Source organism: Paenibacillus sp. FSL R10-2199, from assembly GCF_038000235.1.
GTDB lineage: Bacteria > Bacillota > Bacilli > Paenibacillales > Paenibacillaceae > Paenibacillus_AQ > Paenibacillus_AQ phytohabitans.
Genome location: NZ_JBBOBO010000001.1, coordinates 1,205,294 through 1,221,180, shown reverse-complemented (window position 1 = coordinate 1,221,180; position 15,887 = coordinate 1,205,294). Strand labels below are relative to the sequence as shown.

At 54.5% G+C, this 15,887-nt stretch carries 12 protein-coding genes and 1 riboswitch; of the genes, 2 read left to right on the top strand and 10 right to left on the bottom strand.

The genetic code is table 11. The features are described from left to right. Positions 1–47: 47 nt before the first annotated feature. The 10 genes from NYE33_RS05460 to NYE33_RS05415 form a co-directional block, all read right to left on the bottom strand. Positions 48–440: a DUF350 domain-containing protein gene (locus NYE33_RS05460; protein WP_341065021.1), complete on the bottom strand. Its 393-nt coding sequence runs from the start codon at positions 438–440 to the stop codon at positions 48–50. After that, a complete protein-coding gene (locus NYE33_RS05455; protein ID WP_042140403.1) occupies positions 437–1,090 on the bottom strand; it encodes a hypothetical protein in 654 nt (217 codons plus the stop codon). The genes NYE33_RS05460 and NYE33_RS05455 overlap by 4 nt, the downstream gene beginning before the upstream one ends. Continuing rightward, positions 1,077–2,300 carry a glutathionylspermidine synthase family protein gene (locus NYE33_RS05450; RefSeq protein WP_341065018.1) on the bottom strand — a complete coding sequence of 408 codons (1,224 nt, stop codon included), beginning with the start codon at positions 2,298–2,300 and terminating at the stop codon, positions 1,077–1,079. Before NYE33_RS05450 ends, NYE33_RS05455 begins: the two co-directional genes overlap by 14 nt. Further along, positions 2,297–2,989, bottom strand: coding sequence for a hypothetical protein (locus NYE33_RS05445; protein WP_341065015.1), 693 nt, complete (start codon positions 2,987–2,989; stop codon positions 2,297–2,299). The genes NYE33_RS05450 and NYE33_RS05445 overlap by 4 nt, the downstream gene beginning before the upstream one ends. A 29-nt stretch (positions 2,990–3,018) precedes the next feature. Beyond that, positions 3,019–3,225: a hypothetical protein gene (locus NYE33_RS05440; protein WP_042140406.1), complete on the bottom strand. Its 207-nt coding sequence runs from the start codon at positions 3,223–3,225 to the stop codon at positions 3,019–3,021. Between the two features lie 38 nt (positions 3,226–3,263). Beyond that, the gene (locus tag NYE33_RS05435; RefSeq protein WP_341065009.1) at positions 3,264–4,613 is read right to left on the bottom strand and encodes an MFS transporter; all 1,350 of its coding nucleotides are present in this window, start codon (positions 4,611–4,613) and stop codon (positions 3,264–3,266) included. Between the two features lie 99 nt (positions 4,614–4,712). Further along, complete coding sequence (locus NYE33_RS05430; RefSeq protein ID WP_341065008.1) at positions 4,713–5,849, bottom strand: response regulator; 1,137 nt, start codon at positions 5,847–5,849, stop codon at positions 4,713–4,715. A gap of 40 nt (positions 5,850–5,889) precedes the next feature. Beyond that, a complete protein-coding gene (locus NYE33_RS05425) occupies positions 5,890–8,961 on the bottom strand; it encodes an ATP-binding protein (RefSeq protein ID WP_042140409.1) in 3,072 nt (1,023 codons plus the stop codon). Between the two features lie 140 nt (positions 8,962–9,101). Further along, positions 9,102–10,400 (bottom strand): nucleobase:cation symporter-2 family protein, encoded by a 1,299-nt coding sequence (locus tag NYE33_RS05420; protein WP_039304744.1) that lies wholly within the window; start codon positions 10,398–10,400, stop codon positions 9,102–9,104. Beyond that, positions 10,394–11,023, bottom strand: a complete 630-nt coding sequence (locus tag NYE33_RS05415; RefSeq protein ID WP_042140410.1) for a xanthine phosphoribosyltransferase — start codon at positions 11,021–11,023, stop codon at positions 10,394–10,396. The genes NYE33_RS05420 and NYE33_RS05415 overlap by 7 nt, the downstream gene beginning before the upstream one ends. A gap of 166 nt (positions 11,024–11,189) precedes the next feature. Continuing rightward, a riboswitch (purine riboswitch) is annotated at positions 11,190–11,293 on the bottom strand. Positions 11,294–11,526: 233 nt separating this feature from the next. On the opposite strand from NYE33_RS05415, the gene NYE33_RS05410 reads away from it, so the two are divergent. Then, a complete protein-coding gene (locus tag NYE33_RS05410; RefSeq protein WP_063779814.1) occupies positions 11,527–12,102 on the top strand; it encodes a hypothetical protein in 576 nt (191 codons plus the stop codon). Between the two features lie 171 nt (positions 12,103–12,273). Further along, complete coding sequence (locus NYE33_RS05405) at positions 12,274–15,879, top strand: response regulator (RefSeq protein ID WP_341065003.1); 3,606 nt, start codon at positions 12,274–12,276, stop codon at positions 15,877–15,879. Positions 15,880–15,887 lie beyond the last annotated feature (8 nt).

The following is a 15,887-nucleotide window of genomic DNA, read 5'->3' as shown; positions in this document are numbered from 1 at the left end:
CAGAACATCCGAGGCACGGCAGCTGCCCTGCTGTCTGGCCGGTCCTTTTAAATAATCAGGCTGCTGACCGCAAACGCTGTTCCAATGAATAGCATGCAGAGTGTTACGCCTACTGCAACATTCCCCTTCTGCAGCTGTTCCGAAATCCGGAAGCCCGGAGTGAACAGCTCAAAAATCCAGTAAGAGGCAACCAGACAGACATAGCCTACCGCAAACCAGAGCATCATGAACCAGATGGAGGTATTGGTATATGCCGCTACGCCGAGAATGATCGCCGTGGCCAGGAACTTGCCGCCAAAGGCCAGCGATACAGCGACATTCCCCTTCTTCAGCTCTTCCATATCCTTAAAAGGAGTCATCAGGGTGAATATAACCATACCCAGCACCTGAAGCAGAACAATGGTCAGAATACTAACCACCAGATTAATAACGATCGTCAATTAGCCCACCCCCGGAATTTCGCATAGGCCGAATCATAGTCGGCGAAATCATGTACTTCCTCCAGCACCACGGAGGCTGTTTTTTGTTTCTCCAGCGCGGTATAGCGCTTGTCATCAATCGGCTGCTTAATCCGGTTGCCGGAAGGCAGCTCGAGTACGGCAAAGTTTCTGGTTTTGTCCTGATACTGGGTTTTGTACACCCCGACAAGATCCACATCCGTTGTGATGGACACCTTCAGATTCGCCAGATCCTCCGTTGCCGTCTTCTGGTCACCGTATGATTTCAGCGTGGTCCAGGAGGACAGCCGGATCTCATTCTTCTGATCAGCATCTGTTACCAGCTCCGCATCCATGAACTGCAGTGTCCATACGGTGTCGCCTGTAGCATAATTGCCGTCGTTCGGCAGCAGCTCGTTATCCGGCAGTACGGTCATGTCGCTGCCGATCAGATCACCCACCTTGCCTTCGACTACCCGGTAATCCCACGGCACCCGCGACACGCTGTCCGTTGTTTCGGTATCGGTGTGGAACACACTGTTACTGTTTCCCGAGCATGCGCTTAGCAGCATGACTGCCAGAAGCAGCATTGCAGTCAGCGCCCCGGCCCGGAATCTGCGTCCGGCGGCACGTCCCTCTCTACCCTTGTTCATCTTCAAGCCCCCTCACTCCTAGCGCGATAAAATGACTGGCATTGCCTGTAATCGGTCCGCCAGCCCGGCCGAGCAGCCCGCAGGGCTTCCCGTTAATCACGAACATACCGGTCAGCAGGTGAAGCTCCCCTTCGCTGGTCTGAATCCGGGCCATTTCGGCTCTTTTTTGATAGACCACCGGGAACAGCTGACTGCTGTCATACCCTTCCTCATCCTCTATTTCAAGCGTTCCGCTATCATCAAAAATCCGCACGGACCCGCCTTCCCGGCCGAAGACAGACTTGGACACAAAGCTTTCGGAGAATACCGCCTTATTGTACGTAGGCAGTATGTAACGGGAGATGACCTGGCGTTCCTCTTCGTTGAACAGCAGACCCAGCTCATACATCCCCCATACCGCAGCAATCAGCCCCTTGGATTGCAGGATAATACTATGCGGCCCGTTGAACAGCTGTAGCTTCCCGGTCTCGATGGCGTAAGCCAGGGCGTCGCCGCCTTCATCCACTGCCATCCACTCCTTCGGATAGAGCGCGAACATCCGCTCAATGATCCGGTCCTCTGCGTCCTTCACTACACCCTCATCAATCCACAGGTCCAGACAATCGACGCAGCGGATATCCAGTCCGCTATGCGCTGCCAGGGCATCTATCGTTCCGGTATCCTCCTGATGGCTGCCATAGGCAACACAGGCTGCCGTATCCGGACGTTCAGCGCCCCAGGCTGCTGCAAGCTGCTGCTTCATTGCGGCATTCGGATTCCCGATACCCGCCTCTGCGCAGATCCACGGCGTGGCGATAGAGGCCTCCACATAGCCGGTCGGTGTATCCGCATTCAGCTCCAGCAGCTTAATGGTTCCGTCGCCGGCTACAGCAAAGTCGAACCGGGCATACCGGCTGATCAGCCCCGGCTCAGGCACAGGGCAGTCGTCGAGCATCTGCCACAGCACCGGGGGAATTCCCAGCAGATCATACAGGTCATGCTTAAGATGGACGTAGCGGACCGCCTTATCCAGAATCATCCACAGTCCTGAAGAGGCTTCCTTCAGTTCCCGGTAGGTCTCGCCGCGCATCACAGCTATTGCATCCAGCCAATATTCCTCTTCCTCCAGGTCAGCCCAGGTGAAGCCCAGCTCATGCAGCTGCTGTACCCGGGGTGCCCGCTCCAGAGCGGACTGGTCCAGATATTCGAAGACGCTCTCTGCCGGGATCATCCGCCGAATCCGCTCTTGCTTGAGCTTTTGCCGGAGCTGGATTTGGACGTGGATGAGCTTGATTTGCCCGAGCCCAGCCCGCTGGAGGTGCCGCCGATTCCGCCTGATTTCGAAGAGGTTTTCCTTCTGGTGATGGAGCCGGTCGATGAAGTCGAGGTCTTCGGTTTCACTACCGATCCGGCTACAGGCTTGTTCTGGAAGCTGCCGCTGCTGTAGGTTGGCGGCTTATAGGCAGTGCGTGTGCCTCCGTAATAAGTCGGCCGGTCATTGTACCACCCTCTTGAAGAGTAGAACGAGCCGCTGTTGAACAGCATGTGGTACAGAAGCACATCATCCCAGCCGAATCCCGAGTTATAACCGCCATAGTTGTTGATAACCGTTGTCCCGCCTGAGGTTACCGCTCCCTGTCCTTCCTGGACAGTCTCTTCCTGATTCTCATCCGGATAGGGAATATTCCAGTCAACATTCTTGTCGAAATAATTCTTAACTTCCTCGGTAGACCAGGACACCAGCTTCGGTTCATCCCCTGTACCGCTGGTACTCCCGCTGGCACCAGCGCCTCCGGGAATAAATAACGCATTGGCCAGCAGGGCAATGCCGAGCGAGGTCGACAATACGCGGATCGGCTTGCCGTCAGGGGTGAACAGCCTGCTTACAGCAGGCTCTTTAACATTTTCGTCTTTTGCCAACTTGGGCCCTCCTTTCCTGATAATGTTCTTTAACCTTCGGTACGCATCGGAACCAGCAGAAGCTCAAGCTTCCCTTCGTCCACATTCAGCCGGCCCTCTACCGCCTCGAACTCACGGCCGCCTACGACTATATAATTCACATGCTCCAGGGCCGTAATCATGTTCATGCTCCAGACGCGCTCCTCAATAATCTGCAGCTCGCCTTCGGGCATCTTCTCAAACAGGATGACATTCATTCCATTATCCACTCCATACCAATCCCTTCTGAACAATCTTATGCTTCTGATACGCTGCCGCTATTATTTCGTTTCAACTCGCGCAGCCTGGAATACCTATACCACAGCACCAGGCTTAATGAACATAAACTCACCACAAACAGCAGAATGTAAACATGCTTGTAGGCGGCGGCAGGCGCCAGATTCCGCTTAGCATGCAGCAGCAAGCCTAGGGCGGCGACAGAAACGGAGCCGCCGAAGAACTGGATCAGCTGCAGCAGCCCCATTCCGGAGCCGATCCAGCTGCGGGGAAGAATGCCCGACGCCTCATTGTTCAGGGAAGCCATGGTCGCCGAGAATGACGGCGAGAAGCACAGATAACCCGCGAGCAGAATGAACGGGGAAACGGACAGCTTCATGGCAAAGACGGCCAGGACAGCGGCAAGCACCCCGTGGCCGATAATCAGGAACCGGAGGTTGCCGTAGCGGTCTATCCAGTGGCCGACGTAGCGGGTCAGAATCGCGGACAGAATCGCTCCGGGCGCAATGAACAAGCCGATGCTCAGCGCCGATTCATGGAATAGGCCCGCCAGGGCAAGCGGCATGAGGAACAGATTGCCGAGGTTCAGCACCAGAATGCAGAACCCGATCGCAGTCAGCTTCAGATACCCGGGCATGCGCAGCAGCTGAGGGTTAATGAAGGAGTTCTCCGCTTGGGCCAGATGGCGGGCATGAATAAGCAGCGACACTACACTGGCCGCAAGCCACAGGTAGGACTGGCTGGTGACCGCCAGCAGCAGGCTGCCTGCGTTAAGAACCGTCAGGGCCGCCCCCGTCACGTCAAAAGCGGCAGGCTGGGGCTGTTCCTTCGGCAGCAGATGCAGCAGCACAGGCAGAACGATCAGCACGAGGCAGGTGATGCCGAACAGGCCGTTCCAGCCGAAATACTGGCTGATCAGACCGCCGATAATCGGCCCGAGCCCGAATGCCATCGCGCTGCCTGCGGAGATCATGGCGATAGCTGCGCCGCGTCTCCCGACAGGAACATAGCGGCTGGCCAGCACAAGTCCGAGGCCTGCCATAACTCCTGCTCCTGCAGACTGCAGGATACGGGTCAACAGCAGGATGCTGAAGCTGTGCGCGAATAATCCGCAGACGGAGGCCAGACCCAGCGTAGTCAGGCCGATGGTCAGCAGTCTGCGGATCGGCACCAGGTCAGATAGCCTGCTGTAGATTACAGTTGACAGGGCATAACCGATGGAATAGCTCGATATGATCCACGAGCCCAGGTCCGCTGATATCTGCAGATCCTGAATAATTGTGGGCAGCGATACATTAAACATAGTGGTGTTCATAACAACGATAAACAGGCAAAAGGTCCATAGGGGCATTACAACTTTGTCGTTCATTACTCCATCCCTATCTATATTATCTGTTCAGGCTCAACTAAATTCTATGCCTAACAAATATTAATGGCAATGTCCTTAGGATGAATGCCCCCGGCTGATTTATAGCACCTTCTGGACCCAGCTGTCTATGACATGATCCGGCTGGATGCCTAAATCCCGCTGCAGCAGTTCCTTATATTTATCATAGTGTTTCCTAAACCCGATGAAATCTCCCAGGTCGGCGTAACTTCTCAGCACCAGCCGGCAGATTTGATCGGAATACGGGTCCAGTGCCTGCAGAACCAGCAGCCTGTCCAGTGCCTGCCGGGGAAGTACAGAGGATAATTCATATTCGGCCGAATGCAGCGACATGCGGATGAAGCGGACCTGCAATTCCTTGCGCCGCGTTTCTGCCCAGTCATAATGATGTTCTTCCAGATAATCTCCGCGGTACAGACTCAGCACCGCTTCTCTGCGCGCCCATTCCTCTTCCGATTCCACAGAGGTACTGCAGTATCCCTGCTCGAATTCTTCCAGATCAAGCAGCACATTCTCCTTGGTCAGCCTGTACCGCTCCTGCGAGAACTCAACCTGCACGTCCATATCCCAGGCCTTAAGCAGTTTACGGATATGGTACACCGTTGTATGCAGGTTGGTTACTGCCTTCTCCGGTTGGAAGTCCGGCCAGACCCAATCCACAATGGTATCCTTAAGAATCCATTGGCCGCGGTTATGGAGCAGCAGGGCGAACACTTCCTGCGCTTTGCTGGTTCTCCACTGCATCTTGCGCCCGGGCTCCGTGCTGTCCATGAACTCGAGACGTTTGAAGCAGAGAATCGAGAGCTGCTTGACGGCAGCTGCAGGCTCCGGGATCGTCTCCACACGCGCTTCATTCTGCTCTATGCGAATCTCCAGGCGTTCGAGCGTCTTGCTAAGGCGCTGGGAGGTTACCGGCTTCAGCAGATAGTCGGCGGCGTTCAGTTCAAAAGCCTCAATAGCATACTCACTGTATGCTGTGATATAGACAATCCGCGTGCTCCGGTCCAGACCGGCAATATATTCGCCGGCTTCCAGCCCGTTCATCTCCGGCATGCCTATATCCAGGAAGACGATATCCGCCTTCTCCTGCTCCAGATGCTCCAGTCCCCGTCTAGCCGACGTATACTTGCCGGTAATCTCCAGACGTCCGTCTTTCAGGAGCAGGCGCTCCAGATGCTGCAATGCAGGCTTTTCATCATCGATTAGTATCGCTTTCATTGAAAGGACTCACCTCATGTCATCGTTCTCGAGTTGTCAATTACCTGGGAATTGTATAAGATATCGCTGTCCCCTGGCCGGGCACACTGTGAATACTAAGGCCTGTTCCGTACATTTTGAGCAGCCGGCGCTGAATATTCCGCAATCCGATGCCGCCCTCTGTCCGCTCTTCTGACAGAACCTCCGCTATCCGCTGCGGAGACATCCCGACACCATCATCTTTGACGGCAACTACAAGCTGGCCGGGCAGCAGCTGAATCGACAGCCGCACTGTCCCTCCAGCCTCCTTCTGCATCAGCCCGTGGTTGACGGCATTCTCTACAATCGGCTGAATGCTGAGCGGCGGAACCAGCCCCATAATATCGTCCGGGACATCGAACTCGATATTCAGCCGCTCGTCAAACCGCGCCTGCTCGAGGGCAAGATAGGACTGAACCAGCCCCAGCTCCTTCTCAACAGGAACGGTCTGTCCCCGGTTCTGGAAGTCAAAGCTGCTCCGCAGGTACTGGCTGAGATCCAGCAGCAGATCAGTGGCCTTATCCGGGTCTACCGGACATACGGAGATGATCGCATTGAGCGCATTATACAAGAAATGCGGTTTGATCTGGGCCTGCAGGAAGGCAATCTCCGCCTGAACGGATATCCGGACAGACTTGCGCATATCGAGCAGTGTCTGCACACGCGCCCTGAACTCGCGCAGCTCCACCGGCTTACTCAGATAATCATTGGCTCCGGCCTCGAACGCAGCCTGGATATCCTCGGGACGGCTGCTCGCCATCAGCACCAGAATCGGCAGCTCCGACAGAACAAACCGTTCACGGATCGTTTTGCATAATAACAATCCGGGTATTTCCGGCATCACCCAGTCTGCAATGACAAGATCGAGTTCAGGGTACTGCTGTATTTTACTTATAGCTTCGGCCCCGCTGCTGGCCGTAATCACCGAATGATTCTCCAGCTGCAGCACATTAACCAGCACCTGAAGATTGACAGGATCATCATCCACAACCAGAATGAAGCAGCATTCCGCAGGCGGCGGAAGGACCGGCTCTTCTCCCGGCAGCTGGACTGCCGCTGCCGTCTCCCAGCCGGTAATTTCCAGATACTCCTGCTCCAGCAGAGCTTGGCTTCTCCGCAGGATGGGTTGCGTGAAGCGGAAGACAGAGCCTTGCCCCAGCTCCGAATGCACCTCTATCTCTCCTCCGGCCAGCTCAACCAGCCTCTGGGTAATGCTGAGACCGAGGCCGTTTTCCCGGTAGGCCTTCTGGGCTGCGGGTCCGCTTGGATCATAGGCATCAAAGATGGAATGCAAACGCTCAGGAGCAATCCCCTGCCCCGTATCCGTGATAAGAATGGCAACATACTCTTCTTTAACCTCTGCAGACAGCGTTATCACGCCCTGAGGCGTATAATTGACGGCATTTGCCAATAAATTATGCAGAATTTGAGCAAGGCGCTGTTCATCCGTCTCCAGCAGGGGAAGATTGCCGGGCAGGTCCAGGCGGAATTCAAGATTGTCCTTTCCGTATACCTGGCGCGTCACCTCCATAATGGAGACAGCCGCGGTGCGGAGATCCACCGCCTGCCGGCGCAGAAACAGCGAACCGTGATTCAGCTTCGCGAAGTCAGACATATCATTGATTAAGGCAGACAGCCGCTTGCCCGTCGAGACAATCATGAGCAACTGCTCACTCTGGGCACTGCTCACGGAACCTGCCGCACCCTGCGCCAGTGTCTGGGCCATGTTGACCATTCCCTGCAGCGGCTTGCGGAGCTCATGGGAAGTATCGGAGATGAAGTCGTCCTTCAAGCCATCCAGTGTCTGCAGCCTGCGTGACAGCTGCCCCACCTCAAGGAAAGACGACGCATATTGCCGGGTCATAACAATCGCCTGAACGAATCCGAACAGGACAATTTCATAAGAGATTATAAAATAGCTGAATGACAGGTTCATAAAACTGACCAGATAGCAGATAATAACGACGCTGAGACTCTCAATGCTGACCATCATCAGGAACATATTTTTCGGATTCCGTCTTGTCCCCTGAACCATAGAGTAGAGCACAAAGCCGATACTTACCGAGCCCCAGGTCAGCAGCAGGCCCTCCAGATAGCTGAACAGATAGGCCGGCATGAATATAGAGATCAGCAGCAGCACGCTCGTAATCATTTTAGAGGCCTTAATGACTGCAATAGACATCGGGTAATTCACGGAATTGGCGACATAGCGCAGCAGATAATAGTAGACCAGCGTGGAAGAAGCCAGCTGCAGCTTGAGCACAACTTCATACGGAAGCCCGGGAAGCCCAGCCGCGATCAGCTTCTCGCCGTGGGTCAGAATGTAGACAAAGGCCGCCATGCAGAATAGACCCAGATAGAGGGTGACCCCCCGGCTCTCTCTTACCTTGGAGAACATCAGCAGGAATAAAGAAAGAATAATAAATCCGAACAGCGCTCCGCCGTCTACAAACAGCGCAAATTCGCGGTGCTTCAGAATAGAGGCCTGATCACCGATGACAATCGGCAGAACGATACCGCCGGAGGAGTAACTGTAATTCGCCACCTGTACAATAATCTCCATGGTATCTCCGGTCACCGAAGCAAACCCCGTATAGGGTATATTATTCTGCCTCCCCTCAGAAGCCATGGGGGCGGGGCTGCCGCTGCTGCCAATCTCCTGCCCGTTCACGAAGACCCGGCTTGCCGTACGGATGTTGCTGGTGCGCAGACCGTATATTACGGCTTCCCCATAGGCAATCCTGGCCTGCAGACGGTAAGTGCCGTACCCTTTGGCTGCGGGTTCACCGGTGACGGATATATAAGGATTCCATTTCCCGGGAACATGAACCATTCCGGACACGGCAGGCATGACCGGGTTCCTCCGCTCCGGGGAGAACGCCTCAGGCATAAGCAGCGCACCGCGGTACAGCTCCCATTCCCCGTTCAGCTTCACAACACCGTCTTTGCGGAAGTCCCAGCTGCGCAGATCGATCATCCCTTGCCGGGCTTGCGGCATTCCGCGGTTTATATGGAGAGTCTGGAGGATAGAGAGCAATGGAATGATCAACACCAGCACCAGACTGCCTAGAATACTAAGCCAATATTTTTTCATGCCCCATGCCATTCCCTTCTAGCTGTCATTGTATAAATTATACATTAAATTCTGTTTATTTAAGTGCAATAAAAAAAGCCGATTCCCATTTATTTCGGAATCGGCTGCTTATCTTATTAGGTTAAAATTTTAGGAATATTTTACTTTACCTCCGGAGCGGCGACTGCGGAAGCTGTGCTCTCCTGGGTTTTGGACAGAAAGATATTAAGAATAATTGCTGTCAGAGATCCGGAGACGATCCCGTTCTGCAGCAGCATTCTGGCGAACTCCGGCAGCTGGTCGAACATAGACGGCAGCACAGCAGAGCCGAGACCGACAGCAATACTGCAGGCGGCAATCAGCAGATTGCCGTCCTTACGCAGGTCAACATCCGAGAGAATCGACATGCCGGATGCAGCAACCGATCCGAACATGACAATCATCGCCCCGCCAAGCACCGCGTTTGGCACGACTGTAGTCAGCGCTGCCAGCTTCGGCAGCAGCCCGAGCACGATCATAATTCCGCCGGCGGCAAAAATAACATTGCGCGTCTTCACCCGGGTCAGCGACAGCAAGCCGACATTCTGGGAGAACGCCGTATAAGGGAACGCATTAAACAATCCGCCGAGCATGATGGCAAGCCCTTCAGAACGCAGGCCGTTCACGATCTGCTTCTGTTCTACCTGCTGATCCGTTGCCTTGCCCACGGCAAAGTACACACCCGTCGATTCCACCATGGACACAATATTAACGATAATCATCGTGAAGATCGCCGTAATACTGAACTGCGGCCAGCCGAAGTAGAATGGCTGGGCCACACTCACCCAAGAGGCCGTAGTCACTGTAGAGAAATGTACGATGCCCATGGCATAGCCGATTACGGTTCCGACAACCAGACCTACCAGTACAGATACGGAACGCAGGAAACCTGTAGTCAGGCGGTTCACCGCCAGAATTACGAGCAGTGTAATCAGGGCCAGCAGCAGATTGCGGGGCTGGCCGAAATCAGCGCTGCCCTGTCCTCCGGCCACATTATTCATCGCTACCGGGATCAGCGAGAGCCCGATGATAGTTACTACGGAGCCGGTTACTACTGTAGGGAAGAATTTCAGCAGCTTCCCGTATATCGGGGCTGCCAGTACAACGAACAGACCGGAGATAATAATAGCCCCGTACGCTGTCGGGAGATTGGAGCCTGAAGCGATAGCGATAATCGGGCTGACTGCGGTAAAGGTACAGCCGAGTACAACGGGAAGGCCGCTTCCGAAATACTTGCTGCCCATAATCTGCAGCAGCGTTGCCAGTCCGCAGGTGAACAGATCCGCTGCGATCAGATACGCCATCTGCGTTCCGTTCAAATTCAGTGCCCCGCCGACCACCAGCGGCACAATCACAGCTCCGGCATACATAGCCAGCACATGCTGAAGCCCGAGGGCGAATATCTTCTGTTTGCTTAGCATCCTGCACTCTCCTTAATTAATTCTTCCGCACGGGCAGTGCCGGTGCAGGGATTATCTATAAAGTGAATTTCCCCCGGAGACATCGAAGCAATCCGCGCCAGGGCATGTACCGGAATTCCGCGCTGCTCCAGCAGGCTGCGTCCTTCCTGGAAGCTCTTCTCAATGACACAGCCGACTCCCATCAGCTGCGCCCCGGACTCCTCCACGATATCGCAAAGTCCTACAAGCGCTGCGCCGGTAGCCAGAAAGTCATCGACAATCAGCACGTTGTCGCCAGGTCCGAGATACTTCTGCGAGATGCTGATCAGGTAGTCTTCCTGACGGGTGAAGGAATGCACCGGTGCGGAATAGACTGCCTCGGAGAGGGTAACAGCCTTCTTTTTCTTGGCATAAATAAACGGCACACCCAGCGCAATGCCTGCAGCCATGGCGAACTGGATGCCGCTGGCCTCTACAGTCAGCACCTTGGTGATGGGCTGGTCTCCGAAGATAGCTTTGAATTCCTGCCCGATTTGCAGCGCAAGCTCCGTGTCCACCTGATGGTTCAGAAACGAATCTACCTTCAGCACAGTCTCCGATAGAATTAAGCCTTCTTGTCTAATGCGTTCCTCCAGTACTTTCATTACAGCGATTCTTCCTCCTTTAAAATAAAAAAGACAGATCCCCTTGAGTGTTTCTCTCAAGTGAATCTGTCCTTCTGGGTTTTTGTCCCTTAGTGGTGTAACACATAAGCGTGTCCGCATCGCTTGGACCAGTCCTTCCCCTGCCGCAGCACAAGAAACGGAACCCTAGATGCGCTATTTCACTCATAGTCGGATAATTACAGTGGTCATCCGGTAGAAACTTATGGGCCATATTCCCAAGATTATATGAGGTATTATGATAAGTCTGTTTTTAAAAACCTTCGTATATCTTACACGCTCTGTATGATCCTTACAAGCAAAATTTTAAGTATATTTGCTGTGAATTTCAAAGTGTTTCATGAAATACACGCGTATTTCATCATCGATTCTCCCTGCTCACTAGGCAACCGTTTGTTTATGGGGGGACAGCGCCTGTATTCCTCACCCTTCCTTCCTCTGCGCATTAATGATAAGGAAAACCTGTGCAGGGAGGCATGATACGGATGGCTAAGCAAAAAGACCGGATAACTGTCATTATTCAAAAAGGGAAGCAGCGGATTGTTACCCGCACCCCGCTGGCCGGCATCAGCCGGCTGGTGTTTGTTATCAATAACCAATATACCAACGCAGCCAATACCACACAGATTGCCAGCGGCGCCGGCCGGAGCAGCGCAGCGGGCAGCAATGCTGCCATTGCTTCGCCCTATACCCGCCAGCAGGAGAGTGTCGGAGCCGGGGGGACGGCGGCGAACATAGGCAGCAGGGGCAGTAAGGGCAATAAAGGCTGTAAGGGACAGCGTGGCAGACGACATCACGCCCCCCTGATTCATCCGCACGGCTGGGGGAAGGAGATTGTCATCGTCGTGAACAACCAGACCGTGAAGCTTCCGGGGGGCAGCAGAAGCTCCTCGGCCACACAGGTCGGCAGCGGCAGCGGAACCTACAGCTCGGGCGGAACCAATGCCGCCATCGAGAGTCCCGGATCCAAGCAGCAGCAGGCGGTCGGCGGCGGTGCAGGCGGCCTTGCTTCGAACCGGGCTGCTGCCCGGCGGCGTCAGGGCGGCAGGCGGCGGCGCTGACGCCGCCGCCTGCCGGGAAATGCAATCACGCTTAAACTGGCAAATAACACCGGAAACCTTGTAAAAACCAGGTTTTCCGGTGTTTTCTCTGTGTCCTCTATATCGCCGGGCGTCTATTAAAAGTATACTTATATATATTTAGTAGTATTAACTGAACAAAGGCGGCGAACTATGAGGATTAAACAACAGGTTTGGTTAGCAACATCGGTTACTATACTGCTGCTGGGCAGTATGATTATTATATCTTCACTCTATTTGGAAGGCATTCCGCGTATCTTCATTAATGGATTAAGCGGGGGCGGGATTCTGATTGGAATAGGCCTCATCTTCAGCATTCACCGGAATATTGACCACGGGCTGGACCGGATTACGAACATCTCCCGGGATATCGCCGACGGGACAATTAATCCTGCAGCCGCGGCAACCGTACGCAAGGATGAATTCGGACTGCTCGCAGCTTCTTACTACAAGCTGGCAGCCGATCTTCACCACAGGTCCGCTGAAGAACGCGAACTGCGCATGAAAGCGGAGGAGCAGGCCTGGATTAATACGCAAGTGTCAGAGATGGCAATGCAGCTTCAGGGATCGGTGCATCTGCAGACGGCAGCGCGTGTATTTATCGGCAGGCTGGCTGCCGCTGTCGGCGGAAGCTATGGAGCCGTATATTTGAAGCAGGGCGGTCAGCTAAACTTCGCAGCCGGCTATGCCTTTGACGAATCGGCAGGCCGCCGCGAACCCATTCAGCTGGGCAGCGGACTGGTCGGACAATGCGCGGCGGATCAGCAGACCCTCGTGCTGGAGGATCTTCCGGAGCATTATATCAAAGTCCATTCCGCGCTGGGTGAAGCTTCCCCATCTTCGCTTATCGTAGTTCCGATCATGCATGAGCGGGAAGTGGTCGCCGTAATGGAGCTGGCCGCTTTGCACCCGTTCGGTTATAAGGAGCATCAGCTGATCGAGCGGGCGGGTCAAAACATGGGGGTGCTGATCAATACTTTGGCCGGCGTGGCCAGAATTGAAGAGCTGCTGAGCGAAACCCGGCTGCAGAAGGACGAGCTGGAAGCGCAGACCGAGGAACTGACGGCACAGACCCAAGAGCTGGAGGCACAGACCGAAGAGCTTATGGCCCAAACCGAGGAGCTGCGGCTGCAGACGGATCAGCTGCAGGATCAGGGAGAAGAGCTGAAGATGCAGGCCGAGAGCCTGCTGTCCTCCAATGAAGAGCTTCAGGCGCAAATGGAGCTGACAGAGGAACAAAAAGCCGAGATTGAAGCCCAGGCCGATGAGCTGAGGCAGCAGACGGAAGAACTGTACGCCTCCAATCTGGAGCTCCAGCAGCAAATGGAGATTACCAGCCGGCAATCGACAGAGATCAAGGCACAAGCCGATGAATTATCGGCCGCGAACCGCGATATGCAGAAGCAGCTCCAGCTTACAGAACGCCAAAAAGCCGAGATTGCCGATCAGGCTGAAGAGCTTCAGGCCCAAACGAATGAACTTCTGGATCAGAAGGAAGAACTCCAGGCACAGACTGAGGAGCTTCAAGCTCAAACGGAAGAACTCCAGGCCCAGACCGACGAGCTCCAGGCTCAGGCCGACGAGCTTCTGACCCAGAAAGAAGAGCTAGCGGCCTCCAATGATCAGCTGCTGCTCCAAGTCCGGCTTACCGAGCAGCAGAAGGAGGAGATTCAGGCGCAGGCCCAGGAAATCTTCATGGCTGCCCAGTATAAATCGGAATTCCTCGCCAACGTATCGCATGAACTTCGCACACCGCTGAACAGCCTGCTGATTCTCTCGCAGATCCTCGCCGAGAACAAGGAAGGCAATCTTGAGAAGAAACAGCTGGAATATGTGCATACCATCTTCTCAGCAGGCAAGGATCTGCTGCAGCTAATCGACGAGATTCTCGATCTGGCCAAGCTGGAGGTCGGCAAAATGACTCCTGTTCTTGAACCGGTCTCTTTACAGGACCTCAGCAACCATATTTTCCGCCATTTTGAACAGCAGGCCAAGAAAAAGAATCTCCGGTTCGATGTCCATTCAGACAACAGGCTGCCTGACCATCTGATGACCGACGGCCACAGACTGCAGCAGATTATGAATAATCTGTTGTCCAATGCTATTAAGTTCACCCCGGAGCAAGGCTCCGTTTCCCTGTCCATCCGCACCAGCGGCGAAGAAGTAGTCTTCGCTGTCAGCGATACCGGCATCGGCATTGCCGCCTCCAAGCTGGGGAGCATCTTCGAAGCGTTCCAGCAGGCGGACGGCACCACCAGCCGCAAATACGGCGGCACCGGTCTTGGACTTACGATCTGCCGCGAGCTGGCTACCCTGCTGGGGGGAAGAATTGAAGTGGATTCCGTTGAAGGCAAAGGCAGTACCTTCTCGCTGATCATTCCTGCAGTTGAGCCGGGAGAGGACGCACAGGCGCTGGCTGCCGCTACCTTTGCAGCCGCAGCCACTGCGGATATGCCGGGTTCCGAGACCGGCAGCCGGGAGAATCCGGCTTTCCGGGAATCGTTCGTTCCCGATATTTCCATCACCAATCCGAAGCTGCTGCAATATGCCGAGATGGAGGATGACCGCGGCAATCTGCTCCCCGGCGACACTCTCCTGCTGATCATAGAGGAGGATGCGGAATTCGCCACTATGCTGCTTGAACTGGCGCGCAGCCGGGGCTTCAAGGCGATCGTTGCCTTCCAGGGCGATCAGGGTCTGGCGCTGGCACATGCCTACAAGCCCGATGCCATCCTGCTGGATCTGCATCTTCCCGTTCTGGACGGCTGGTCGATTATCAGCCGGCTGAAGAGCCGGCCGGAGCTGCGCCATATTCCGGTGCATGTCATCTCGACAGCCGAGGAGAATCAGCAGAGCCTGGCGATGGGCGCCTTGTCCTTCTGGAAGAAGCCAAGTGATTATGCCGAACTGGAGGCAGCCTTCCTGCAGATTGAGACGTATATCCGCCGTCCGGTGAAGAGCCTGCTGATTGTTGAAGACAACAAGATTCTGCGCAGCAGCCTTGTCGAATTCATCGCGCATCCCGATGTGAACATTATTGCGGTCGGCACAGGCAGGGAAGCTATGGAGCATCTGGCCAGTCATCATTTTGACTGCATGGTGCTGGACTTAGGCCTGTCGGATATTTCCGGCTTCGATCTGCTGGAGCAGGTCAAAACCAACCGTAAGCTGCAAACCCTGCCGGTCATTATCTATACAGGCAAGGATCTCAGCAAGACCGATGAGCAGCGCCTCAAGCACTACGCCGAGAGCATTGTTATCAAGAATGTACGGTCTATGGAACGGCTCTACGATGACACAGCCTTATACCTCCACCGCAAGCATGCTGACCTGCCGCTGGATAAGCAGCAGCTGATCGAGAATCTGCACAATCCGGAGTCGGCCTTTGCCGGAAAAAGCATTCTGCTTGTGGATGATGATATGCGTAATATTTTTGCGTTATCCAGTGTGCTCGAAGGTTATAATATGGAGATCAGCTTTGCCCAGAACGGTAAAGAAGCCCTGGAGCATCTGGAGACACACCCGGGCGTTGAGCTCGTATTCATGGATATTATGATGCCTGAGATGGATGGTTACGAGACCATGAAGCATATCCGGCTCAGACCGGAGTATGACCAGCTGGTAATTATCGCGCTGACCGCCCGCGCCCTGGAGGAAGACCGGGTCAAATGCCTGCAGGCCGGAGCGAACGATTATATATCCAAACCGATCAATACGACACAGCTGGTGAGTGTGCTGAAATTATGGTTGATTCAGTAGGAGGAATT

Excerpts from the sequence above, each read along its gene's own strand:
- NYE33_RS05405 (WP_341065003.1), top strand. The coding sequence starts at position 12,274 with ATGAGGATTAAACAACAGGTTTGGTTAGCAACATCGGTTACTATACTG.
- NYE33_RS05455 (WP_042140403.1), bottom strand. The coding sequence starts at position 1,090 with ATGAACAAGGGTAGAGAGGGACGTGCCGCCGGACGCAGATTCCGGGCC.
- NYE33_RS05425 (WP_042140409.1), bottom strand. The coding sequence starts at position 8,961 with ATGAAAAAATATTGGCTTAGTATTCTAGGCAGTCTGGTGCTGGTGTTG.
- NYE33_RS05450 (WP_341065018.1), bottom strand. The coding sequence starts at position 2,300 with ATGATCCCGGCAGAGAGCGTCTTCGAATATCTGGACCAGTCCGCTCTG.
- NYE33_RS05415 (WP_042140410.1), bottom strand. The coding sequence starts at position 11,023 with ATGAAAGTACTGGAGGAACGCATTAGACAAGAAGGCTTAATTCTATCG.
- NYE33_RS05440 (WP_042140406.1), bottom strand. The coding sequence starts at position 3,225 with ATGAATGTCATCCTGTTTGAGAAGATGCCCGAAGGCGAGCTGCAGATT.
- NYE33_RS05430 (WP_341065008.1), bottom strand. The coding sequence starts at position 5,849 with ATGAAAGCGATACTAATCGATGATGAAAAGCCTGCATTGCAGCATCTG.
- NYE33_RS05410 (WP_063779814.1), top strand. The coding sequence starts at position 11,527 with ATGGCTAAGCAAAAAGACCGGATAACTGTCATTATTCAAAAAGGGAAG.
- NYE33_RS05420 (WP_039304744.1), bottom strand. The coding sequence starts at position 10,400 with ATGCTAAGCAAACAGAAGATATTCGCCCTCGGGCTTCAGCATGTGCTG.
- NYE33_RS05435 (WP_341065009.1), bottom strand. The coding sequence starts at position 4,613 with ATGAACGACAAAGTTGTAATGCCCCTATGGACCTTTTGCCTGTTTATC.